This is a genomic window from Kitasatospora sp. NPDC057965, assembly GCF_042887135.1.
GTDB lineage: Bacteria > Actinomycetota > Actinomycetes > Streptomycetales > Streptomycetaceae > Kitasatospora.
The window spans coordinates 1-22,905 of record NZ_JBHVPZ010000058.1; the positions used below are offsets into that span (position 1 = coordinate 1).

General features: G+C 72.3%; 22 protein-coding genes. 15 read left to right on the top strand and 7 right to left on the bottom strand.

Annotated features, from left to right (window positions below; translation table 11 throughout):
* The first annotated feature begins 308 nt into the window (after window positions 1–308).
* The 4 genes from ACFVVU_RS38220 (at window position 309) to ACFVVU_RS38235 (ending at window position 4,937) form a co-directional block, all read left to right on the top strand.
* The gene (locus ACFVVU_RS38220; RefSeq protein WP_387794413.1) at window positions 309–2,885 is read left to right on the top strand and encodes an ATP-binding protein; all 2,577 of its coding nucleotides are present in this window, start codon (window positions 309–311) and stop codon (window positions 2,883–2,885) included.
* Between the two features lie 92 nt (window positions 2,886–2,977).
* Window positions 2,978–3,658 (top strand): response regulator, encoded by a 681-nt coding sequence (locus ACFVVU_RS38225; protein WP_355376066.1) that lies wholly within the window; start codon window positions 2,978–2,980, stop codon window positions 3,656–3,658.
* Window positions 3,659–3,768: 110 nt separating this feature from the next.
* Window positions 3,769–4,176: an OB-fold nucleic acid binding domain-containing protein gene (locus ACFVVU_RS38230; protein WP_350555533.1), complete on the top strand. Its 408-nt coding sequence runs from the start codon at window positions 3,769–3,771 to the stop codon at window positions 4,174–4,176.
* Window positions 4,173–4,937, top strand: a complete 765-nt coding sequence (locus ACFVVU_RS38235; RefSeq protein WP_380688575.1) for a DUF3159 domain-containing protein — start codon at window positions 4,173–4,175, stop codon at window positions 4,935–4,937. Before ACFVVU_RS38230 ends, ACFVVU_RS38235 begins: the two co-directional genes overlap by 4 nt.
* 97 nt (window positions 4,938–5,034) lie before the next feature.
* Here ACFVVU_RS38235 and ACFVVU_RS38240 read toward each other — a convergent pair whose 3' ends face one another.
* Both ACFVVU_RS38240 and ACFVVU_RS38245 read right to left on the bottom strand, forming a co-directional pair.
* Window positions 5,035–5,706, bottom strand: coding sequence for a TrkA family potassium uptake protein (locus ACFVVU_RS38240; protein ID WP_355376057.1), 672 nt, complete (start codon window positions 5,704–5,706; stop codon window positions 5,035–5,037).
* On the bottom strand, window positions 5,706–6,374 hold the full coding sequence (locus ACFVVU_RS38245; RefSeq protein WP_380689210.1) for a potassium channel family protein: 669 nt from the start codon (window positions 6,372–6,374) through the stop codon (window positions 5,706–5,708). The genes ACFVVU_RS38240 and ACFVVU_RS38245 overlap by 1 nt, the downstream gene beginning before the upstream one ends.
* Before the next feature lie 248 nt (window positions 6,375–6,622).
* Here ACFVVU_RS38245 and ACFVVU_RS38250 point away from each other — a divergent pair, with 248 nt between their 5' ends.
* Window positions 6,623–8,689, top strand: coding sequence for an APC family permease (locus ACFVVU_RS38250; RefSeq protein WP_380689212.1), 2,067 nt, complete (start codon window positions 6,623–6,625; stop codon window positions 8,687–8,689).
* 449 nt (window positions 8,690–9,138) lie between these two features.
* On the top strand, window positions 9,139–10,437 hold the full coding sequence (locus ACFVVU_RS38255) for a class I SAM-dependent RNA methyltransferase (RefSeq protein WP_380715662.1): 1,299 nt from the start codon (window positions 9,139–9,141) through the stop codon (window positions 10,435–10,437).
* Window positions 10,438–10,508: 71 nt separating this feature from the next.
* On the opposite strand, the gene ACFVVU_RS38260 is transcribed toward ACFVVU_RS38255, so the two are convergent.
* The 3 genes from ACFVVU_RS38260 to ACFVVU_RS38270 are packed head-to-tail and all read right to left on the bottom strand — an operon-like array spanning window position 10,509 to window position 13,895.
* Complete coding sequence (locus ACFVVU_RS38260) at window positions 10,509–11,177, bottom strand: hypothetical protein (RefSeq protein WP_387794416.1); 669 nt, start codon at window positions 11,175–11,177, stop codon at window positions 10,509–10,511.
* A gap of 49 nt (window positions 11,178–11,226) precedes the next feature.
* Complete coding sequence (locus ACFVVU_RS38265; RefSeq protein WP_387794418.1) at window positions 11,227–12,144, bottom strand: hypothetical protein; 918 nt, start codon at window positions 12,142–12,144, stop codon at window positions 11,227–11,229.
* Window positions 12,141–13,895: a hypothetical protein gene (locus tag ACFVVU_RS38270; RefSeq protein ID WP_387794420.1), complete on the bottom strand. Its 1,755-nt coding sequence runs from the start codon at window positions 13,893–13,895 to the stop codon at window positions 12,141–12,143. The genes ACFVVU_RS38265 and ACFVVU_RS38270 overlap by 4 nt, the downstream gene beginning before the upstream one ends.
* An 86-nt stretch (window positions 13,896–13,981) precedes the next feature.
* Between ACFVVU_RS38270 and ACFVVU_RS38275 the strand changes: the two genes are divergently transcribed.
* Window positions 13,982–14,704, top strand: a complete 723-nt coding sequence (locus ACFVVU_RS38275) for an NUDIX domain-containing protein (protein WP_387794424.1) — start codon at window positions 13,982–13,984, stop codon at window positions 14,702–14,704.
* A gap of 124 nt (window positions 14,705–14,828) precedes the next feature.
* Here the strand turns inward: ACFVVU_RS38275 and ACFVVU_RS38280 are convergent, their stop codons facing one another.
* Complete coding sequence (locus ACFVVU_RS38280; RefSeq protein WP_387794425.1) at window positions 14,829–15,026, bottom strand: hypothetical protein; 198 nt, start codon at window positions 15,024–15,026, stop codon at window positions 14,829–14,831.
* A gap of 177 nt (window positions 15,027–15,203) precedes the next feature.
* Here ACFVVU_RS38280 and ACFVVU_RS38285 point away from each other — a divergent pair, with 177 nt between their 5' ends.
* Complete coding sequence (locus ACFVVU_RS38285; RefSeq protein WP_380687031.1) at window positions 15,204–15,449, top strand: toxin-antitoxin system HicB family antitoxin; 246 nt, start codon at window positions 15,204–15,206, stop codon at window positions 15,447–15,449.
* Window positions 15,446–15,868 (top strand): fic family toxin-antitoxin system, toxin component, encoded by a 423-nt coding sequence (locus ACFVVU_RS38290; protein WP_355376046.1) that lies wholly within the window; start codon window positions 15,446–15,448, stop codon window positions 15,866–15,868. The genes ACFVVU_RS38285 and ACFVVU_RS38290 overlap by 4 nt, the downstream gene beginning before the upstream one ends.
* 25 nt (window positions 15,869–15,893) lie before the next feature.
* Here the strand turns inward: ACFVVU_RS38290 and ACFVVU_RS38295 are convergent, their stop codons facing one another.
* Entirely contained in the window at window positions 15,894–16,763 is an 870-nt protein-coding gene (locus ACFVVU_RS38295; RefSeq protein ID WP_387794433.1) for a GNAT family N-acetyltransferase, read from the bottom strand.
* Window positions 16,764–17,088: 325 nt separating this feature from the next.
* On the opposite strand from ACFVVU_RS38295, the gene ACFVVU_RS38300 reads away from it, so the two are divergent.
* From ACFVVU_RS38300 to ACFVVU_RS38325, 6 genes are all read left to right on the top strand, one after another.
* Window positions 17,089–18,078, top strand: a complete 990-nt coding sequence (locus ACFVVU_RS38300) for a RimK family alpha-L-glutamate ligase (protein ID WP_380687029.1) — start codon at window positions 17,089–17,091, stop codon at window positions 18,076–18,078.
* Window positions 18,075–19,016: a RimK family alpha-L-glutamate ligase gene (locus tag ACFVVU_RS38305; RefSeq protein WP_380687027.1), complete on the top strand. Its 942-nt coding sequence runs from the start codon at window positions 18,075–18,077 to the stop codon at window positions 19,014–19,016. The genes ACFVVU_RS38300 and ACFVVU_RS38305 overlap by 4 nt, the downstream gene beginning before the upstream one ends.
* A 52-nt stretch (window positions 19,017–19,068) precedes the next feature.
* Window positions 19,069–19,899 carry a putative RNA methyltransferase gene (locus tag ACFVVU_RS38310; RefSeq protein WP_380687025.1) on the top strand — a complete coding sequence of 277 codons (831 nt, stop codon included), beginning with the start codon at window positions 19,069–19,071 and terminating at the stop codon, window positions 19,897–19,899.
* 172 nt (window positions 19,900–20,071) lie between these two features.
* Window positions 20,072–21,505, top strand: coding sequence for an AAA family ATPase (locus ACFVVU_RS38315; RefSeq protein ID WP_387794428.1), 1,434 nt, complete (start codon window positions 20,072–20,074; stop codon window positions 21,503–21,505).
* Entirely contained in the window at window positions 21,502–21,891 is a 390-nt protein-coding gene (locus ACFVVU_RS38320) for a nucleotide pyrophosphohydrolase (RefSeq protein ID WP_387794429.1), read from the top strand. The genes ACFVVU_RS38315 and ACFVVU_RS38320 overlap by 4 nt, the downstream gene beginning before the upstream one ends.
* Before the next feature lie 97 nt (window positions 21,892–21,988).
* Window positions 21,989–22,600, top strand: a complete 612-nt coding sequence (locus ACFVVU_RS38325; protein ID WP_387794431.1) for a DUF6099 family protein — start codon at window positions 21,989–21,991, stop codon at window positions 22,598–22,600.
* Window positions 22,601–22,905 lie beyond the last annotated feature (305 nt).

Here is a 22,905-nt window from a genome sequence, read left to right on the forward strand (position 1 = left end):
GGTACTGCAGGGGGGACCCTGTGGGAGAGTAGGACGCCGCCGAACAATTCTTCTGAGAAGCCCCTGCCGGGGATACCGGCAGGGGCTTTTCGCATGTCCGGACCGAAATGCGGCCAGGCGGGGCAGGCGGGTGGGTGCCGCGCCGGCCAGCGCTGCCGCAGGCCCCGATGGCCCATCAATATGGCGCTAAAACTCCCAGCTCAGCGGCCAGATCGCTGGCAAACCGGCGCCTGCGCCGTAGTCTCGAAGGCGAAGGGAACTGGTGTCCGGGATGGCCGCCAGGCACGGCCGGATCAAGAATGGTGCACATGGGACGCGGCAGGCTGCGGGTCTACCTCGGGGCGGCCCCCGGGGTCGGTAAGACGTACGCCATGCTCGCGGAAGCACACCGGCGGTCGGAGCGGGGGACGGACGTCGTGGTGGCGTTCGTCGAGGATCACGGGCGTCGGCACACGGCCGAGCAGGTCACGGGTCTCGAAGTGGTGCCGCGGCAGGAGCTGACCCACCGCGGGGCCGTGTTCACGGAGATGAACCTGGACGCGGTCCTGGCACGCCGGCCGCAGGTGGCGCTGGTGGACGAGCTGGCGCACACCAATGTGCCGGGCTGCCGCAACGAGAAGCGGTGGCAGGACGTCGAGGAGCTGCTCGCGGCCGGGATCGACGTCATCTCGACGGTGAACATCCAGCACCTGGAGTCGCTCGGCGACGTGGTCGAGGGCATCACGGGGATACGGCAGCGGGAGACGGTGCCGGACGAAGTGGTCCGCCGGGCCGACCAGATCGAGCTGGTCGACATGTCGCCGCAGGCGCTGCGGCGCCGGCTGGCGCACGGCAACGTGTACGCGCCGGAGAAGATCGACGCGGCACTCGCCAACTACTTCCGGCCGGGGAACCTGACGGCCCTGCGCGAGCTGGCGCTGCTCTGGACGGCCGACCGGGTTGACGAGTACCTGCAGAAGTACCGCGCCGAGCAGGGCATCAAGGGGACCTGGCAGGCGCGCGAGCGGATCGTGGTCGGTCTGACGGGCGGGCCGGAGGGGGCGACGCTGATCCGCCGGGCCGCCCGGATAGCCGCCCGCGGCTCGGGCGGTGAGCTGCTGGCGGTGCACATCTCCCGGTCGGACGGGCTGGCCGGTCCGGGCTCGGGGTCGTCGCAGACGCTGATCGAGCAACGGGCGCTGGTGGAGAGCCTGGGCGGCTCGTACCACGCGGTGCTGGGAGACGACCCGGCCGCGGGGCTGCTGGACTTCGCGCGCGGTGTGAACGCGACGCAGATCGTGCTCGGGACCAGCCGGCGGCCGGCCTGGCAGTACGTCTACGGCCCGGGTGTGAGCGGCACGGTGACCCGGGAGTCGGGCGACATCGACGTGCACATCGTCACGCACGAGCACGCCGCGAAGGGACGTGGGCGGGTTCCGACCCGCAAGGTGACCGATCTGGGCCGCACCCGGACTATCGCGGGCTGGCTGATCGGGGTGGCCGGGCCGCCGCTGCTGGCGCTGGTGCTCATCAATGTGCACGGTCTGGGTCTGACCACGGACATGCTGCTGTTCCTGTCGCTGACGGTGTGCGCGGCCCTGGTGGGCGGGCTCTTCCCGGCGATCGCCTCGGCGCTGGTCGGGTCCTCGGCGCTCAACTACTACTTCGCGCCGCCGATCCACACGTTCACGATCTCCGAGCCGCAGAACATCATGGCGGTGGCGATATTCACCGCCGTCGGCATGGCCGTGGCGTCGGTCGTCGACCTGGCGGCCCGGCGCACCCACCAGGCGGCCCGCAGCCAGGCCGAGGCGCAGTCGCTGAGCGCGCTGGCCGGCACGGTGCTGCGCGGGGCGCCGAACGGGGAGGGGGTGCTGACGGCCTTGCTGGAGCAGGTCCGGGAGACCTTCCAGCAGGAGTCGGTGGCGCTGCTGGAGCGGCCCGACCGGGTCGGCCCGTGGCAGGCGGTGGCAACGGCGGGCCCGCGTCCGCCGGAGCGGCCGGAGACGGCCGACGTGGACGTGCCGATCGGGGAGACGCTGGCACTGGTGCTGCGCGGCCGGGTGCTGCCGGCCGAGGACCGCCGGCTGCTCGGGGCGTTCGCCGCGCAGGCCGCCGTGGTGCTGGAGCGCCGGCGACTGGCGGGGGAGGCGGCGGCCGCCCGGCGGGAGGCCGAGGGGAACCGGATCCGCACCGCTCTGCTCGCGGCCGTCTCGCACGATCTGCGCACGCCGCTCGCGGGGATCAAGGCCTCGGTGAGCTCGCTCCGGTCGGCGGACGTCGAGTGGGACGAGGAGGACGAGGCGGAGCTGCTGGCGGGGATCGAGGCGGGCGCCGACCGGCTCGACCATCTGATCAACAACCTGCTCGACATGAGCCGTCTGCAGACCGGGACGGTCACGCCGCTGATCCAGGAGACCGACCTGGACGAGGTGGTGCCGTTCGCGCTGGGCGGGGTGGCGCCGGAGGCGGTCCGGCTGGACGTGCCGGAGACCCTGCCGATGATCCTGGCCGACGGCGGACTGCTGGAGCGGTCGCTGGCCAATCTGATCGAGAACGCCGTCAAGTACAGCCCGGACGGGGTGAAGGTGCTGGTCAAGGCCGATGCGCTGGAGCCGGCGGGCGGGCCGGGCCGGGTGGAGCTGCGGATCGTGGACCGGGGGCCGGGGGTGCCGGAGGACGCCAAGGAGCGCATCTTCGCCCCGTTCCAGCGCTACGGGGACGCGCCGCGCGGTGCCGGGGTGGGCCTCGGGCTCGCGGTGGCGCGCGGCTTCGTCGAGGCGATGGACGGCACGGTGTCCGCCGAGGACACCCCGGGTGGCGGACTGACCATGGTGGTCACCCTGCCCACGACCGAGCGTGTCCCCGCGCCCGACGTACCGGAGCTCGCCCCGCCACCCACCTGATCGGTGACGCCCGCGACGACCGTTGAATGAAAGCTTTCGACCACTTCCGACCACTTCCGATCCGACCGACAGCCCCGAAAGGCGGAGCCCGTATGACCCGGGTCCTCGTCGTGGACGACGAACCGCAGATCGTCCGCGCGCTGGTGATCAACCTCAAGGCCCGCAAGTACGAGGTCGACGCGGCGCATGACGGTGCGAGCGCCCTGGAACTCGCCGCCGCCCGCCATCCCGACGTCGTCGTCCTCGACCTCGGCCTGCCCGACATGGACGGGGTCGAGGTGATCAAGGGCCTGCGCGGCTGGACCAGGGTGCCGATCATCGTGCTCTCCGCCCGGCACGCCTCCGACGAGAAGGTCGAGGCGCTGGACGCCGGGGCCGACGACTACGTCACCAAGCCCTTCGGCATGGACGAGCTGCTGGCCCGGATGCGCGCCGCCGTCCGCCGGGCCGAGCCGGTCGCCGGGGAGGACGGCTCGGTGGTGGTCACCGACAGCTTCACCGTGGACCTGGCGGCGAAGAAGGTGAACCGGGACGGTGCCGACATCCGGCTTACCCCGACCGAGTGGCATTTGCTGGAGGTCCTGGTGCGCAACGCGGGCCGGCTGGTCAGCCAGACCCAGTTGCTCCAGGAGGTGTGGGGCCCGGCCTACCGGACCGAGACGAACTATCTGCGGGTCTACCTCGCCCAGCTGCGGCGCAAGCTCGAACGCGACCCCTCGCACCCGCGGCACTTCATCACCGAGCCCGGCATGGGCTACCGCTTCGAGGGGTGAGCGGACGGTGCCGGTCCGGCGCGCCGGCGGCCCTCGCGGCGCGCTCGCGCGAAGTCCCCGGCCGACCTGCGGCCTGCCGCCGGGGCCCCCGGAACCGGTACCCTTCCGGCATGAGTGGTGACAACAGCAGCGGGCCGCCGCAGGGGCGCTTCCGCCGCATGCTCAGCCGGCTGACCTCCTCCACCGAGGAGTTGGAGGCCGAGGAGCTGCGCCAGGAGAGCGCCGCGGAGTCGGGCTGCACGCCGATCGCCAGCTGCGGGGACCGGCAACTGGTCACCGTGGCCGGCACCCTGCGGACCGTGACGCTCCGCCCGCGGGCCGGCGTACCGGCCCTGGAGGCGGAACTCTTCGACGGCACCGAGGCGCTGGACGTGGTCTGGCTCGGGCGCCGCTCCATCGCGGGCATCGAGCCCGGGCGCCGTCTGGTGGCCAGCGGCCGGATCAGCCACGCGCGTGGCCGCCGGGTGCTGTTCAACCCCCGCTACGAGCTGCGTCCGGTCGGACACGGGAGCGAATGAGCGTGAGCAACCAGCCCGGCGGCGAGCCCGCCGCCCAGCTCGGCCTGGTGGAGATCGCCCATGACGAGGAGGCGGCCCGGCAGGCCCAGGCCTCCCGGGAGGCCGCCGACACCGTGATGAAGGCGTTCGGCGGGGTCCGCGGCATGGTCGACATGACCCTGCCCGGCCTGGTCTTCATCGTCACCTACAACATCACCCACAAGGTGCCGGCGGCGGCCTGGGCCGCGCTGGGCCTGAGCGCGCTGTTCGTGGTGGCGCGGCTGCTGAAGCGGGAGACCGTCCAGCACGCCTTCAGCGGGGTGTTCGGCGTCGCCATCGGCGCCTGGATCTCGATGAAGACCGGCAAGGCGGAGAACTTCTACCTGCCGGGCCTGCTCTGGAACGTCGGCTACTGCGTGGGCCTGGCCGTCTCGGCGCTGGTCCGCTGGCCGCTGATCGGCATCATGCTCGGCCCGGTGACCGGCGAGATGTTCACCTGGCGCAAGGAGAATCCGGGCCGGCTGGCCGCCTACACCAGGGCCACCTGGGCGTGGGTGCTGATCATGGGCATCAAGCCGGTGATCCTCTTCCCGCTGTACTTCACCCACAACGTCAACCTGCTGGGCTGGCTCAAGGTCGCCCTGGGCATCCCGCCGCTGCTGCTGGCGATGTACGTGACCTGGCAGATCCTGCTGAAGGCGCCGCCGCCGATCAAGGCGCAGCTGGACGACGAGCCGGGGCCGGACGAGCACCCGGCCGACGGTTCGGCCGTCGGCCGGTAGCAGGCCGTCGGCCGGCAGCAGGACCGGTGGCCGGTGGCGGTCAACGGTCGAGGGCCCGCACTCCGAGCGAGTGCGGGCCCTCGGCGTTTCTCGGCTCCTACTGGGCGCCGGCCGAGCTGGAGAGCAGGTCCTCCAACTCCTCCTCGCGCTCCTGGGCGGCCACGAAGAGCAACTCGTCGCCGCCCTCCAGGGTGTCGTCCTTGCCGGGCACCAGGACCCGGCCCTCGCGCAGGATGGTCACCAGCGCGGTGTCCGGCGGCCACGGCACGTCGCCGACCCGGGTGCCGACCAGCTCGGTGTCCTCGGCGAGGGTCAGCTCGACGAGGTTGGCGTTGCCCTGGCTGAAGCGCATCAGCCGGACCAGGTCGCCGACGCTGACCGCCTCCTCGACCAGGGCGGACATCAGGCGCGGGGTGGAGACGGCCACGTCCACGCCCCAGGACTCGTTGAAGAGCCACTCGTTCTTCGGGTTGTTCACCCGGGCGACCACCCGCGGCACGCCGTACTCGGTCTTCGCGAGCAGCGAGACGACCAGGTTGACCTTGTCGTCACCGGTCGCGGCGATCACCACGTGGCAGCGCTGCAGCGCGGCCTCGTCCAGCGAGGTGATCTCGCAGGCGTCGGCGAGCAGCCACTCCGCCATGGGTACCCGCTCCACCGAGATGGAGTTGGGGTTCTTGTCGATCAGCAGGACCTCGTGGCCGTTCTCCAACAGCTCGCCCGCGATCGAGCGTCCGACGGCGCCGGCTCCGGCAATGGCGACTCGCATCAGTGACCTTCCTTCCGCGGGCCCTGCGCGAACGCGGCCTCGACCGCCGTCAGGTCGGCCCGGCGCAGCATCACGTGCACCAGGTCGCCCTCCTGCACCACCATCTGGGGCGAGGGCAGCACGCCCTCGCCGAGCCGGGTGACGAACGACACCCGGGCGCCGGACGCCTCCTCCAGCTCGCTCAGCCGGTGGCCGACCCAGTCGGGGTCGTAGGCGACCTCGGCGAGCTGGACGGCGCCGCTCGGGTCCTGCCAGAGCGGCTCGGCGCCGCTCGGCAGCAGGCGGCGCAGCATCTGGTCGGCCGTCCAGCGCACGGTGGCGACGGTGGGGATGCCCAGGCGCTGGTAGACCTCGGCGCGCCGGGGGTCGTAGATCCGGGCGGCGACGTTCTCCACGCCGAAGTTCTCCCGGGCCACCCGGGCGGCGATGATGTTGGAGTTGTCACCACTGGAGACGGCGGCGAAGGCGCCCGCCTCCTCGATGCCCGCCTCCTTGAGGGTGTCCTGGTCGAAGCCGACACCGGTCACCCGGCGGCCGTTGAACCCGGCGCCGAGCCGGCGGAAGGCCGTCGGGTCCTGGTCGACGACGGCCACCGAGTGGCCCTGTTTCTCCAGTGCTCGGGCGAGGGCGGAGCCCACCCGGCCGCAGCCCATGATGACGATGTGCACCGGCGCTACCTCACCCGTCCTGTAGGGGTCATGACCTGCGCAAACACCGTTCGATCTCCGTTTCCCCGCCCCGGTGTCCGGGGTGGGCGTCCTCGTGGGGCTCGGCACGACAACCACAGTGTTGCCCGCCTGCTCGTATCCGACACGCTAGCCGGTCCGCCGAACACAGTCGCGACGAAGGGTGGCCTCAACGGGGGGCGTCCGTGGGACGTCGCTTCGTACTGCCCCTACGATTCCTTACCGTGCCTATGCCGACTGACCTACCGAAACGCATCCTCATCGGGCGTGCGTTGCGCAGCGACAAGCTGGGGGAGACGCTGCTCCCCAAGCGCATCGCGCTGCCCGTCTTCGCCTCGGACGCGCTCTCCTCGGTCGCGTACGCGCCCGAGGAGATCCTGCTGACCCTTTCCCTGGCGGGTGCCTCTGCGATCCACTTCTCGTGGCAGATCGGCGTCGTGGTCGCCATCGTGATGCTCGCGGTGGTGGCCTCGTACCGGCAGAACGTGCACGCCTACCCGAGCGGCGGCGGCGACTACGAGGTCGCCACCGTGAACCACGGCCCGAACTCCGGCCTGGTGGTCGCGAGCGCGCTGATGGTCGACTACATCCTCACCGTGGCGGTCTCCACCACCTCGGGCGTGGCCAACGTGGTGTCGGCGGTGCCGGCGCTGCGCGGGCACGAGCTGACCCTCTCGGTCGTCGTGGTCATCCTGCTGATGGGGATGAACCTGCGCGGCGTCCGGGAGTCCGGTACGGCCTTCGCCATCCCGACGTACGCCTTCATGGTCGGCGTGCTCGGCATGGTGGTGTACGGCGTGATCCGGCACTTCGGGATGGGGCAGGACATGCCCTCCGAGAGTTCCGGTTTCCACCTGGCGGCGACCCCGGGGAACGAGTCCCTGGCCGGCTTCGCCATGGTGTTCCTGCTGCTCAAGGCGTTCTCCTCGGGCTGTGCGGCGCTGACCGGCGTGGAGGCGATCTCCAACGGCGTGCCGGCGTTCCGCAAGCCGAAGAGCAAGAACGCGGCGACCACGCTGCTGATGATGGCGAGCATCGCCGTCGTGATGTTCATGGGCATCATCTGGCTGGCCCGGCTGACCGGTGTGCAGATGGCCGAGGACCCCGCGCAGCAGCTGGTCGGCGTGCCCGGCGACTACCACCAGAAGACCGCGCTGGCCCAGATCAGCGAGGCGGTGTTCTCGAACTTCACGCCGGGCTTCTACTTCGTCGCCGCCGTCACCGGGCTGATCCTGGTGCTGGCCGCCAACACCGCGTTCAACGGTTTCCCGGTGCTGGGCTCGATCCTGGCCCAGGACCGCTACCTGCCGCGTCAGCTGCACACCCGCGGTGACCGGCTGGCCTTCTCCAACGGCATCATCCTGCTGGCGCTGGCCGCGATCCTGTTCATCATCGCCTTCAACGCGGACCCGACCCGGCTGATCCAGCTGTACATCGTCGGCGTCTTCGTGTCGTTCAACATGAGCCAGTCCGGCATGATCCGGCACTGGACCAGGAATCTGCGCACCGAGACCGACCCGGCCAAGCGCCGCCACATGCAGCGCAGCCGGGCGATCAACACCTTCGGCCTGGTGATGACCATGGCGGTGCTGATCGTCGTGCTCGCCACCAAGATCAGCCACGCCTGGATCGCCATCGCGGCGATGGTGGTGCTGTTCGTGATGATGAAGGCGATCCGCCGCCACTACGACCGGGTCTCCGAGGAACTGGTCGCCGCCGAGGTGCCGGACGACGTGGTGCTCCCCACCCGGGTGCACGCGATCGTGCTGGTCTCCAAGCTGCACAAGCCGGCGCTGCGGGCACTGGCGTACGCGCGGCTCGCGCGGGCGCACACCCTGGAGGCGGTGACCGTGAACGTCGACCCGGCGGACACCGCGGCGCTGCGCGCGGAGTGGGACGAGCGCGGGATCGAGGTGCCGCTCAAGGTGCTGGACTCGCCGTACCGGGAGATCACCGGCCCGGTGCTGGACTACGTGAAGAACCTGCGCCGCAGCAGCCCGCGCGAGGTGGTGTCGGTCTACATCCCCGAGTACGTCGTCGGCCACTGGTACGAGCACCTGCTGCACAACCAGAGCGCGCTGCGGCTCAAGGGCCGGCTGCTGTTCAAGCCGGGTGTGATGGTGACCTCGGTGCCGTGGCAGCTGGAGTCCTCGGAGCGGCGCAAGCCGCAGAAGGCCTGGTCGGCGCCCGGTTCCGTCCGGCGTGGTGAGCCCCGGGCGCCCAAGGCCGTAAAGTCGGAAGTCTCGGCGAAGCCCGCCGGCCCGGCCGACCGCAGCACGAAGGACTCCTCCCAGTGACCCGCAACACTCCCTCTCGTTCCCATGGCTCCTCGGGCAAGGGCGCCCGCAAGGGCGGCGCCTCAGGCCGGCCCGGGCAGGTCGCCCGGCCGCGCTGGGGCAAGCCGTCGCGGCCGGAGGCGACCGACCGCGACGGGTTCACCGCGCGGACGGCGCCGCTCGCGCCGGAGGAGCGCGCACCGCAGCGTGCGGAGGAGCCTTCGCGCCCGGAGCGCAGTGAGCGTGCCGCGCGTCCGGAGCGCAGTGAGCGCGGCGAGCGTGCCGCGCGTCCGGAGCGGGCTGCGCGCGGTGAGGCGCGCGAGGGCGGGGAAGGGCAGTCGAAGGGCGGTGCGCAGCGCCCGCGCAAGCAGGCCGTGCGTCCCCCGCGGGCGCTGCGCACCGCCGGCGCGCCCAAGGCGTCCCAGACCCCCAAGGCCCCCCGGGCGCCGAAGGCTCCCACCGGCGACCCGCTGGTCGGCGAGCGCTACGAGGTCGAGGTCGGCCCCGTCGCGCACGGCGGCGGTCACTGCGTGGCCCGGCACGAGGGCCGGGTGCTGTTCGTCCGGCACGCGCTGCCCGGCGAGAAGGTGATCGCGCAGGTCACCGAGGGCACCACCACCTCGCGCTTCCTGCGTGCCGACGCGGTGGAGGTTCTGGAGCCGGCCAAGGACCGGATCGCCCCGCCGTGCCCGTTCTCCGGGCCCGGCAAGTGCGGCGGCTGCGACTGGCAGCACGTCACGCCCGGCGGCCAGCGCAAGCTCAAGGTGCAGGTGCTGACCGAGCAGCTGGCCAAGCTGGCCGGCCTGACCCCGGCCGAGGCCGGCTGGGACGGCAGCGTCGAGCCGGTCGGCGGCAAGCTGCCGGCCGGCCAGGTGCCGGCCTGGCGCACCCGCGTGCAGTACGCCGTCGACCCGCAGAGCGGCAAGGTCGGGCTGCGCAAGCACCGCTCGCACGAGATCCAGCCGGTCGACCGCTGCCTGATCGCCGCCGAGGGCGTCACCGAGCTGGGCGTGGAGGCCCGCGACTGGCCGGGCGTCGTCTCGGTCGAGGCGATCGCCGCCTCCGGCTCCTCGGACCGTCAGGTGGTGCTCACCCCGGCGCCGGGCGCCCAGCTGCCGCTGGTCGAGCTGGACCGTCCGGTCTCCATCGCCCGCATCGACGAGCAGGGCGACCCCCACAAGGTGCACGGCCGCGGCTTCGTGCGCGAGCGCGCCGCCGGGCGGACCTGGCGGGTCAGCAACGGCGGCTTCTGGCAGATCCATCCGGAGGCGCCGGACACCCTGGTCGACGCCGTGCTCGACGGCCTGGACCCGCAGTGGGGCGAGAACGCGCTCGACCTGTACTGCGGGGTGGGCCTGTTCGCGGGCGCCCTGGCCGACCGGGTCGGCGAGGACGGCGCGGTGCTCGGCATCGAGTCCGGCAAGCAGGCGGTGGCCGACGCCCGGCACAACCTGGCCGCGCTGGAGAACGTCCGGATCGAGTGCGACCGGGTGGAGTCCCTGCTGCCGCGCACCGGGATCACCGCGACCGACCTCATCGTGCTCGACCCGCCGCGCGCGGGTGCCGGGCGGGAGACCGTCGCCCACCTGGCCGGGCTCGGCGCCCGCCGGATCGCGTACGTGGCCTGCGACCCGGCGGCCCTCGCCCGGGACCTGGCGTTCTTCCGAGCGGGCGGCTACCGCCCGCTCTCGCTGCGGGCCTTCGACCTGTTCCCGATGACGCACCACTTCGAGTGCGTGGCGATCCTGGAGCCCGTCGGGGGCGAGTGACCCTCGGACGCGACGACGACGGAGGCGGTACCCGGGTCTTCCGGGTACCGCCTCCGCTGTCTTGTGCGCTGTCAGGACTGCTGTTCGGGGCGGCGGACAGGTGAGCCGTTCATCCAGGCTGAATCGAAGAGCTGGAGGGCAACGGCGTACAGAAGCCCGGGTGCCCGGGCGTACAGGCAGGGGGCGTTCCGGCCGTGGGCGGAGGCGCTGTAGAAGGTGAGGTAGGCGGCGCGGTCCGTCGCGATCACACGGCAGGTGTTGGGCAGGTTGAAGCTGCGAAGCTCGACGTTGCGTTGCGCGCGGGTCGCCTGGGCCAGGTAGTCCATGTTCGTCCGGACCTGGCTCCTGAGCAGGTCCGGGGTGAACCCCGGATCGAACCGGCGCACGTCGTGGGAGCGCCGGTCGAGCCATGAGTCCCTGCGGGTGTCGGGGTCGGGCAGGACGACCTGGACGGACTCCGGGGAGAGCTCACCGGACCACAGGGGAGAGAAGACTTCACGGGTGAGGACGTTCCCGCGCCCGGTCAGGATCTTGATCCAGCGAGCCCGGCCCAGGTCGCGCGCGATGTCCTGCTCGGCGGACGACTGATGGCGGTACACGCGGCCCAGACCGGTGCCGGTGCACCAGGAGCAGACGGCGATCAGCCACCATGCGGGGCGTGAGCCGCGTAGGAGGCCCAGGGCGAGCACGATCGCGCTGGCTGCCAGCGAACTGAATATCCCGAACAGAAAATCAGTCATGCGAGCCACTTCTTCCTGTCTGGATGATGCCCGACCGCTGGATTCGAAGTCAGCAGAGATAGGGCAGAAGCCGACGCAGAACATGTGCGGCGTTTCGAGCCGCGAGCTCGTGGTACCCGTGTCCCTTCTTCTCGTCAGCGTTGTCGGAGACGCCGCGGATGACGATCCAGCCCGGATTGGTTGCGCCCTGGAAGGAGTTCTCCTGCCAGTACTGACTCAATCCTCCGGCTTCCATGTCCACCGCGAGGACCTTCTCGTGGTAGCCCGTGAGGTAGCTTCGGATGTCGCTCTCGCGGTCGGCGATGACGGCTTCCCCCGACCCGATCACTCCGGGGTACACCTTGAACTCCTCCGAGGCGTAGGCGGGGAGTTGGCCGTGGACACGTGCCGGTGTTCCGTGGTCGGTGAAGAATGCGTTCACGGCGTGAACGACCGGTGCCGGCGCCTGGCGGTGCTCCCCGCGGCGACGGACGTTCCCCTGTGGATTGATCTTGCGGTTCTCGTAGTAGACGATGTCGGTGGAGACGATGACGTTGCCGATGCGCGCGTGTTCGTCGTGGATGCCTCCGCCCACGCCGACCAGGGCCCAGAGACGGGGGTTGTAGTGGCGGCGGAGGTTCTCCAGGGCGGCCATCGCCGATCGCTGTCCCTGACTCTGGCTCTGCGTGGCCACGATGCGGACGGTCGACTCCGGTGTGTCGTGTTCGCCGCGGTAGAAGTACAGTCCGCCGGGTTCCTTGTGGCGTTCCAGCTTCAGTTCGTCGATCACGGAGCGGAGTTCCTCGCTGAGGATGGTGACCACACCGATGTCCCAGCTGAGGGGCCGCTCGTCGGTGGCTCCTCGGCCAGGACTGGCGTCAGCGCGGCCCGAGGGGGCGGCTGCGAAGACCCCGGCGTGCTCTCCGACGGCGTTGTTGGCGAAGTGGTTGTTGTCGCCTCTGCTGACGATGCCTCGATTGGTGGTCACTGGCTTCCTCCGCTTCCGGGATTGTTCGAGCCTGTCGACTGGTTCGCGGAAGCGCCGACCTGGGCCTGGTCGCCCACGGCGTTGCCGCTGAAGGTGTTGTTGTCACCGAAGTTGAAGATCCCGCTGTTGATGATCTTGAGTGCGCGGTCGTTGAACTCGGAGATGTCCACATCCCTGGAGAACAGGAAATCGCCGGCGGCTCGGAGCAGGCGCTGCTCGATCGTCTTCATCCGGCCCAGGATGTCGCTCTTCTCCAACTGGACCTTGGACCATGTCTGGGCGGCCTGCTCCCGTATGCTCACCCGGCTTCCGACCAGGAGGCTGCGGATCGGTGTGGAGGTGAGGTCGCGAGGGAGCAGGGCGGCCTTTCCCAGGGTGAAGAAGTAGCGGACGAGTCGCCATGATCTCTCGATCTCCAGCGGCAGCTTGACCAACTCGAGGAAGGCAGCCAAGGCGACGGCCACGGCTCCGTGGTGGCCGAACTCCTCGGTCTGCTGGAACGATCTCGGTGTGTGGGCGAGAACGCATGCCGCCGTGGAGATCATCAGCGTGCGTCCCTGCAGGCTGACGTGCAGCAGGACGGTCGCGACGAATTCCGACCCCTCCGTCGGTGTGACGACCTCGAGGAAGTGGTGCTGTTTGCTTCCGGGCGTGTTGATGACCGCGCGCAGATCGGCCTCGTCGAACCTCTGGGGAAGGAGTGAGCGGTCCACCGCCACATCGGTTTCGGCCACGTAGACGCGGTCGCGGACCTGCGCGGGAAGCCGGACCTCCTGACTGTCGGTGGCCAATAGCTGAACCGCCTCCCGCAGGTACTCGACCAGTTCGTGGGCCTGGAAGGGAGGTACGGGGTGCTCGCGTTCGTGGAGCGGCGCCTCGTCGTCAGTGCCGGGGCGTAGTAGCTGGATGCTGATCGGAGGGTTCCAGTGATAGACGAGTTCACCAGCCCCCATGAACGGTGAGTCGTCCCCGAAGAGCGTGAAGGCAGTGAGGTCGTCCCCGTCCCCGTCTTCGTCCGCACTGTGGCGGGGGCGGCGGTAGACGGTGCAGACATGTCGCTGCTGTATGTCCGCTGCTCGTTGCCGGCCGGACAGGCGCCGGGGCCGGAGGGACGGCGCGCGCAGGATGCGGTTGAGGATCAGTTGGCGTGTGACTCCGATGACGAGGCACAAGAGCACGATTCCTGCGGCCACGTGGAACGCCGTCCTGGCCTGGTCGGGTTGGGCGAGGGCGGCGGCCAGGCCGGTCAGTGTCAGGGAGAGCGCGGCGGCACCGATGCGTCTGAGTGCGGGGCCCTTCTCCGGGTGCTTTCGGGGGGAGACCAGCCCGAAGAGGTACTGGTGGCCGGGTGCCTTTCCCGGTCCGCGCCGTCCGGGCTTTCGTCTCGGTACCGGATCCCGATCGATGTCCCGGAGCAGCATGGTGAGGCGGAGCAGCCACAGAAGGGCGAGACCGCAGGCGACGAGGATGCTGGTGGTCAGGGCGCCCGCGAGGGCCGGGGCGACCACTGCTCCTACCAGGGTCAAGCGGAGGGCCGCGGCCAATGCGGCGGCTCGCCATGCGTGGCGCATGACAGGAACGATGTCGAACCCGTAGGACGGGGCGACCCTTCGGTGCGGCGCGGTGCAGACTTCGTCGATCACGAGGTCACGGAACCGCTCGTCAACGTACACACCGGTACATAAGTGGCGGGTGGCGGCCGTGGGTTCCTCGGCCGCTTCCTTGGCCAGTGGCGCACGGGAAGTGATCATGCCCTGCCCTTGCCTGGGAGGCTTATGGTCTGTGAGACCATAAATGCCCGAGGGTGTTTTAGTCAATGCGACCTTTAGGGGCTCTGTTGGATGGCAAGCTGAAGGACTCCGCCGAGGTGGAGGCGTCGTGGGTGACCGTGGACTTGGCGATCTTCACCATCAGGGAAGGTCGGCTGATGGTGCTCCTGGTCGAGCGAGGGCGGGAGCCCTTCCTCGGGCGACCCGCGTTGCCGGGTGGCTATGTCCGGAAGAACGAGACGCTGCGTGAGGGAGCACTGCGCGAGTTGTGGGAGGAGGCCCGGATCGACGGTGGCCGACTGCACTTGGAGCAGCTAGGCGCCTTTGGAGACCCGGGGCGCGATCCGAGGGGAAGGGTGGTCACCATTGCCTTTCTTGCACTGGGGCCTGACCTTCCCGTCCCCGTGGGCGGTACTGACGCCAGGACCGCCTACTGGGCGTCCGTGTCGGAGCTGGCCGACGGCGCCCGGGAGCTGGCGTTCGATCACTCGGTCATCCTTGCGGACGCCTTGGAGGAGATCCGCAGGAAGCTCGAGTACACGGCTGTTGCCACGGCCTTCTGTGAGGAGTCGTTCACCTTGAGCGAGCTGCGCGCGGTCTACGAAGTGATCTGGGGCCAGTGCCTGGATCCGAGCAACTTCCGCCGCAAGGTGCTCAATACCGCAGGGTTCGTGCAGCCCACGGGGGAGCGACGGCTGCCTTCCGTCGGACGTCCGGCGGCTCTCTATCGCCGGGGATGCGCGTGGCTGCTCAGCCCGCCCCTGCTGCGTGGCGCCGGTAGTGCCGCGTAGTCAACCGCCGACTGCCGACCGGAGTGGGCGCCGGGGTGGGGCCGCATGGCGAATCGGCGGAGGCGGTGCCCGGGCTCGGTGCCGCCCTCCGTCGTCTGTCGCCTTCGTCGGTGCCGCGGGCGGCTCAGGGCAGGTGGTGCTCCTCTTCCTGGGCGTCGTGCGGCAGGGCGATGCCGTGCTGGGCGGCGAGCCGGATCAGCGAGGCGATCCGGCCCTGGTACGCCTGGACGCCGTCGGCGTCCCCTTCGGCCCGGGCGGCCGCGAGTTCCTTGCGGGCCTGGGCGAGCTGCTCGCGCAGCTCCTGGTCGAACATGGCTGTCATTGCCGGCCTCCACACCGGTCGGTGCCGCTCCAGGGAATGCTCGGGGCACTTCAGAATCTCCGAAGGTGAAGAACTCTTCAAGTCTCCCTCTCCGCCGGTGCCGAGCGCGTCGAGCGGGCGTGCGAGGGGCCGCGCGCGCCCTTGTTGTGCTAGCACTTCAGCGCTAGCTTGAATTTCATGGGTAAGAAGCAGCTGAACGTCCGGGTGGACGCCACCACCGCGGAGATGGCCCGGGAGCGGGCGGAGCAGCAGGGGATCAGCATGAACCAGTACATCGAGCGCCTGGTCCAGCAGGACATGGGCGAGGCCGGGCGGGCTTTCGTCGACGCGGCGGCGCAGTTCATGAAGGAGTACGAGACGGCGTTCCTCGCCGAGTTCGGCGAGCAGCGGGGCGGCGCCGACCTGCAGGACGTGCGCCGTTGAAACTGGAGGTCGACCTCTCGTGGCTGCTCATGACCGCCGAGCAGTACACGCCCGGTGACCCGCAGGTCACCGACTACGGATCGCTGCTCGCCGCCGTCGCGCGGCACCAGGCCGAGATCTTCGACATCGCCGTCTACCCCGAACCGCAGGACCGCGCCGCCGCCCTCATGCACCAGCTGATCCGGGTGCCGGCGCTGGAGAAGACCAACGAGCTGTTCGCCACCGCCGTCGCCTACGCCTACCTGGTGGCCAGCGGTTGCTCGGTGGCGACCACGGCCCGTGAGGTGCGCAGCCTCGCCCGGGCCATCCGCGAGGGGCGGCTGACCGTCTCCGGGGTGGCGGACCGGCTGGCCGCCTGGGTGGTGGACGAGGCCGAGGACGAGGAGGTCAGCGGCGAGGACGACGACGACTCGGAATGAGGGGAGCGGGATCGGGAGGGCGGGCTCAGCTGGTCCCGGCCGCCGGCTCGGTCGGCTCGGTGGGTTCGGCCGGTGCGAGCGGCTCGGCGATCAGCGCGGTCGCGAACGGGCGGAAGCCCGCGCGACGGTAGATCCGGGCCACGTCCTCGTCGGCCGCGGACAGGAACACCGTCCGCACCCCGGTGGCCCGGGCGTGCTCGACCAGCGCCGCGGTGACGGCCAGCCCCAGCCCGCGCCGGCGCGCCGAGGGCAGCGTGCCCACGCCGGCCACCTCGGTGACCGCGCCGACCGGGTTGTGCTGACCCGCGCAGAGCGGAGTGCCGTCCTCGAAGGCCGCCGCCAGCACGGTGTGCCCGGAGGCGATCCGTGCGGCGGTCCGCGCCGCGGTGCCGTCGGACCCCAACACCTGGGCCTTCGCGGCGAGTTCCGCAGTTCCGGTGTCGCCCACGCCGGTGCCCGGCTCGTCGAACGCCAGGTGCGGGACGGCCACCGCGTGCGCGAGCGCCGGGTCGTCGGCGGCCAGCACCCGCACCGCCACGCCGTCGGCCGCACCGTCCGACGCGGGGCCCGGCACGCCCGGGGTGTCCTGCGGGCCCAGCACCAGCAGCGGGTGCTCGTGCACCGTCAGCCCCGCCTCCTCCACCGCCGCGCGCAGCAGGGGGTCGTGCTCGGCCACCCACTCGAACGCCTCCGGCAGGCCCAGCTCGCGCTGGCGGGCCAGCACCCGGCGGACGTCCTCGGTGGTGGCCGCCGGACCCTGGTGGCCCAGCGCCGGCCGGGCGTAGTACGGCCAGCCGGCGCCCTCGCGGACGAAGAGGCTGAGCGGTCCGAAGTCCTCCACGCGCGCGGCGGCGCGTGGAACCGCGTCGTAGTAGCGCTCGATCTCGTCGAGCAGGACCCGGTCGGCCTGGGCGGCGGAGGGGGCGGAGGGGGCGGAGGGGGCGGTTTCAAGATCGTCAAAGGTCACGCCGTGCATCCAAGCAGGCCTGCCCCGTTCATGCCAGGGATTTGCCGGCCCCGGCCCGGACCGCGGGCCCCGCGAGGGCGCCCGGAGCCCCGGAAGGCCGCCGGGCCCGGGCATTTCGCCGCGATTGTTGCCCAACGCTTACAGGCCGGGCGATCTTGTGGGCGGACCCCATGGCATCCTGGGGCTTTTACAGCTCTGCCGGACGGGGACGGCGGACGTCCGCGTTGGGCGAAGCGAGGGGGATGACCGGCTCATGAGGCTCTGCTTTCTGGTGGAGGAGCACTACCGGCACGACGGCATGCCGCTCGACGTCGTACGGCAACTCACCGCGTGGGGGCACCGGGTGGACGTGCTGCGCCCCGGCGACTCGCTGATGGCGATCTCCGAGGCGGTCCGCGCCGGGAGCCACGACGCCTGGGTGCTCAAGACCGTCTCCGGCGGGCCCGGCCTCACCCTGCTGGAGGCCGCCGCCGCGGTCGGCCTCACCACCGTCAACGACGTCCGCTCGATCCGCGGCGTCCGCGACAAGGCACTCGCCTCCGTCGTCGCCCGCACCCGCGGACTGCCCGTCCCCGTCACCTACGCGGCCGCCCGCTGGGAACGGCTCGCCGAGATCCCCGCGGCCGAGTACCCGCTGGTCGTCAAGCCCGCCGACGGCAGCTCCGGGCGGGCCGTGCGGCTCGTCCGCGACCCCGGGCAGCTCGCCGAGATCGGCCCCCTGCTGGCCGGTGAGGGCCTGCTCATCGCCCAGCCCTACGTGCCCAACTCCGGCACCGACCTCAAGGTGTACTGCGTCGACGGCGAGCTCTACGCCACCGAGCGGTGCTCGCCGCTCAACCCCGACCAGGGCGTGCGGGAGCGGCAGGTGCCGCTGCCCGCCGAGGTGGCGCGGATCGCCGCGCAGGTCGGCGAGGTGTTCGGGCTCGACCTGTACGGCGTCGACGTGCTGCTCGGCCCGGACGGGCCGGTGGTCGTCGACATCAACGACTTCCCGAGCTTCCGGCAGGTGCCGGACGCGGTCGCGCGGGTCGCGCGGGCGATCCTGCGGCTGGCCCGCACCGGCACGGCGGTCACGGCGCCCGCGGTGGCGCTGGACGCCGCCGGGTTGGATGCCGCCGGGCTGGACGCCTCCGTGGGCGCGGTCGGGCTCGGCGCGCGGGCCGTGCGGATGCCCGCGCAGGGCGGCGGGGCCGCCGTCGGGGTGGCCGGCCTGGGCGGCGTGGGCGTCGGCGGCCCGCTGTGAGGATCGGCCTGATCACCTCCGCCCCGGACCACCCGCTGCTCGCCGCGGCCGGTGCGCTGCTGACCGCGGCCGGCCACCGGGTCGAGGCGCTCGATCCGGCGGGTCGCGCGGGCGAAGGGCCGCTCGCCGACGTCTACCTGCTCAAGGCCCGCACCCCGGCGGCCCTCGCGCTCGCCCGGTCGCTGGAGGAGCGCGGCGCGCCCGTCGTCAACTCGGCCGCCGCCACCGAGTTCTGCCAGGACCGCACCGCCATGGCCGAACTCGCCCGGCGGGCCGGCGTGCCCTTCGCACCCACCCGCACCGCCGACCGCCCGGCCGTGCTGCTCGCGGCGGCCGAGGCGGGCGAACTCGCGTTCCCGCTGGTGCTCAAGAGCCGGCACAGCCGCCGCCACGACCTCGTCGCCAGGGTCGACGACCTCGCCCGGCTGCGCGCGCTCGCCGAGCAGTGGGCCGACGAGCCCGTCGTCGCCCAGCCCTACCTGCCGAGCACCGGCTGGGACCAGAAGCTCTGGGTCGTCGCCGGGCAGCTGTTCTGCACCCGCCGGCGCTCCGAACTCGCCGACCCCGGCCACAGCGGGCTGCCGCACGGCGTGGCCGGGTCGGGGCCGGGAGGTGGGTCCGTACCGGGAGCCGGGTCCGCGCCGGCGGACGGCTTCGGGCCGGCCGATCTGCCCGTCGAGCGCGCCCGGCTCGCCCTGCGGGTCGGCGAGGTGTTCGGCCTCGACGTCTACGGCGTCGACCTGCTGGACGGGCCGGACGAACCGGTCGTCGTCGACGTCAACGCCTTCCCGGGCATCCGGGGCCAGGCCGGCGCGCCCGAGGCACTGGCCGCGCTCGCCCTGCGGGCCGCCGCCGCGGGCACCCGGGAGCGGCCGTCCGTCCCCGGCCCGCGGGCGGGCGCCCCGGCGGATGCGGGACCGCCCGGCGCGGCTCGTTAGGCTGGCACCCCCGGCCGGAACACGCGACCGGGTCGCGAGAGAAGACGGACCCTTGCTGCAGGACATCGAGCCCTACCTGGCCTGCCCGCACTGCGCGCAGCCGCTCACCCTCGACGGGCGCACCCTGCGCTGCCCCGCCGGACACAGCCACGACGTCGCCAAGCAGGGCTACGTCAGCCTGCTCGCCGGCGACGCCCACACCGGCACCGGTGACACCGCCGACATGGTCGCCGCCCGCGGCGACTTCCTCGCCGCCGGCCACTACCGGCCGATCGCCGACGCCCTCGCCGAGGCAGCCGTGGCCGCCGACCCCGAAGGACTCGTCGTCGACCTCGGCGCCGGCACCGGCCACTACCTCGCCCACGTCCTCGACGCCCTCCCCGGCCGACCCGGCGCGGCCCTCGACATCTCCAAGTACGCGCTGCGCCGCGCCGCCAGGGCCCACCCCCGGATCGGCGCCGTGGTCTGCGACGCGTGGCGCCCGCTGCCGCTGCTGGACGGCGGTGCCGGGCTCGTCCTCAATGTGTTCGCCCCGCGCAACGGCCCCGAGCTGCGCCGTGTGCTGCGGCCCGGCGGCACCCTGCTGCTCGTCGCTCCGACCTCGCGCCACCTGCGCGAACTCGTCACCGCCCTGGGGCTGCTGTCGGTCGACGAGGAGAAGCAGCGGCGCATCGACGAGAAGCTCGGGCCGTACCTGACGCCGGCCGGGCAGCGCGAGGTGGAGTTCACGCTGCGGCTGTCCGCCGAGGAGGTGCGGACCGTGGTCGGCATGGGGCCGAGCGCCTGGCACACCGACGCGGACCGGCTGGCGGAGCGGCTCGCCGCGCTGCCGGACCCGGTCGAGGTGACGGCCTCCGTCACCGTCGCCGCCTACCGGCGCTGATCCGGTGGTGCGCGGCGGCGGACAGCGCTGAACCGGACCTGCACGCCGCCCGTCGACCCTGCGCGGCGGCGGACGGCGCGGGCCCGGCCGCGCGCGCCGGGGTCACCCCGAAGGGATGAATCTGCCGGGCAGGCACGTTTCTGCCTCCCGACCGGCCGATAACGTCCGACGGGTGAACCGCGACGCCACCCGGCCCGCCGTGCCGGCCCACCCGCAGCAGCGCAGCCCGGACCCGGGCGAGCCGACCGTCCGGCGCCCGACCGTCGAGGAGATCCGGCTCACCTCCTTCAAGTCCTACCGGCGTGCGACGCTCCCGCTCGCGCCTCTCACGGTGCTGCACGGTCCCGCCGGCGTCGGCAAGTCCAACGCGCTCGACGGCCTCGCCGTCCTCTCCCGGCTCGCCCTCGGCGACGAGATCGGCGCCTCCCTCGACGGGCGGCCCGGCACCACCGGCCCGCTCGCCACCCGCCTGCGCGGCGGCCTCGACGGCTGCGTGCCGCACGGCCGCAACGCCCTCATCCTCGGCTGCACCGTCCGCTCCCCGGACGGGCCGATCGGCCTCGAAGTCGTCGTCCGCACCGACGGGCCGGTCCGGATCGCCCGGGAGCAGCTCACCCTCGACGGGCAGACCCTCGTCGAGACCGGCGAGCAGGACCTGCGCAAGTGCCGCGTCAACGTCAGCTGGCACAACGACACCCGGCAGGGCGACATCCGGGCCCCGTTCCCCAGCGGGACGCTGATCACCGCCCAGATCCCGCTGCGGGTCGCCGGCTCCTCGCCCGGCGAACGCAAGGTCCTCGCCGCCGCCGAACAACTGCTCACCGCACTGCGCGAGGTCTTCCCCGTCCACCCGGTGCCCGCCCTCATGCGGGGCTGGGCGCGCCCCGACCCGCAGGCCCGGCTGCTCAGCACCGCGGCCAACATCTCCGCCCTGATCGCCCGGCTCAGCAACGAGTGCCCCCGCCGGTACGGGCAGCTGCTGCGCGTCGTCCAGTCCGCCGCCCCGCACCCGCTGCTGGGCCTCGACCTCGCCCACCGCGGCGGCGGCGCGGACCGGCGGGTGCTCGCGGTGTTCGACGAGGGACTGCTCGGGCGCACCGGAGCCGACCAGGCCTCCGACGGGATGCTGCGGTACCTGGCGTTCGCCGCGGTGCTGCTCACCGGCGCGGGGGTGCTGGACCTCGACGTGGCGGTCGAGGTGCCGTGGGCGCAGCGGCAGTTGACCGTGCTCGCGGACGACCTCGGGGCGGGGCTCGGCACCGATCAGAGCGCGTCGCTGCTGCGGCTCGCCCGGGACATGGCCGGGCGCAACCAGTTGCGGGTGCTCGCCACGCTCCAGGAGTCGGCGGCGGCGCGGGACGCGCTCGGCGGGGTGGGTGAACTGCCGCCCGGGGTGGCGGTGGTGGAGTGCCGACGCGATCCCGGCTCGGGGCTGACGGTGCTGCGGGCGGAGACGGCGCGGGTGCCGGGGCAGGCGGTGCGGGGTGGTTCGGCGGCCTCGCCCGTGCTTCCGTCGGCGCGGTCGGCGTCGGATTCGATGGCGGGTGGGGTGGCCGGTCCGGCGGTGGGTCCGGCGGTGGGCGATGAGGTAGACCTGGACGGGTGAACGAACGAGAGACCGATATCCCCGGGCCCACGCTGGAAGCGCTGCGCCGGCGGCTGGTGGAGTTCGCCGCGGCGCGGCGCTGGGAGCCCTTCCACACGCCCAAGAACCTCGCTTCGGCGTTGACCGTGGAGGCCGGCGAGCTGCTGGAGATCTTCCAGTGGCTCACGCCCGAGCAGGCGTCCGCGGTGATGGCCGACCCGGACCGCGCCCACCGGGTGCGCGACGAGGTGGCCGACGTGCTCGCCTACCTGCTCCAGTTCTGCACGGTGGTCGGGGTCGATCCGCTGACGGCCCTGGCGGAGAAGATCGAGCGCAACGAGCTGCGCTTTCCGGTCCCCGGCGCCCTCGCCGAGGAGGCCGACGTCAGCCCGGAGGACGCCTCCTAAGCCTTGTGGGGGAGGGGAGTTGTCCACATCCCTCGGGTTGTCCACAGGTTTCCGATGTCCGCGTGCAGGTCCTTCCGTCCCGGCGCACTCTCTCACCGTGACCGCACGGCAGAGCGCCGCGCGGGTGATGGAAGGAGCGTTCGGCATGGAGGCGCTGCGACTGATCAAGACAGCCCGGCACGCCCTGGCGGAGACCAGGAACATCCCGGACGTGCTGGCCGAGGCTCGGCAGGCGGCCCTGCTCGCCGAGGCCGTGGGCACCCGGCTCGGGGGCTCCGAGTACGGCGAACTCTCGGGCCTCGGGCAGCTGTTGGCGGAGACGGCGCTGCATGCGGCGTGCTGCCTGGACCATGCGACGGGGGACGTGGCGGGGGCGTCGGCCTTCGGGCCCGGCAGCCGGGCCCGAAGGCTCGGCGAGCTGGGCGAGCTGGGGCCGATGCTGGACGAACTCGGCGGTCTGCTGCGGGACATCGGGGAGACGCTGGTGGTGCTGGCCTGCGGGGCGGACACCGAGAGCCTCTACTGGGCGTGCATCGACGGTGTGGATGCGGGAGCGGAGTGCACCCGCCTGGTCGCCCAACTGCGCGACGCCGTAAGGAGTATCGCGGGCGAGCGACCCGAGGAGGACGAGCTCGCGGAACGTTTACTGCTGCTCCAGCTCGACCCGCCGGGCGAGCGGGCGGAGGTGGTCCCGGCGCCGGTGGCGTAGCCCCGAAGGGCGGCGTGCGTGGCGCAGCGAGCGGTCGGCCGGACGCGGCCCCCGGCCACTGCATCCACCGGGCCTCCCCCTCACCGGCCTGCCCCCGCCGGGGCCCCTGCCCCGGCGGGGGCAGCGGGAGGGCGAAACAACGAAATAGTGGTAGCGGGTGGGTTGGTGGGCGGGTGTGCGGGAGCGGGAAGGGCGGAGGGAGGGGGGAGGGGGCAGTGGGAGGGCCCGGTGCCGCTGGCCGGGAGCGCACTCCGGGGGGCCCGGGGTGTAGGAGTCAAGTGTTGTGCTGCGTGCGTGGCAGAGAG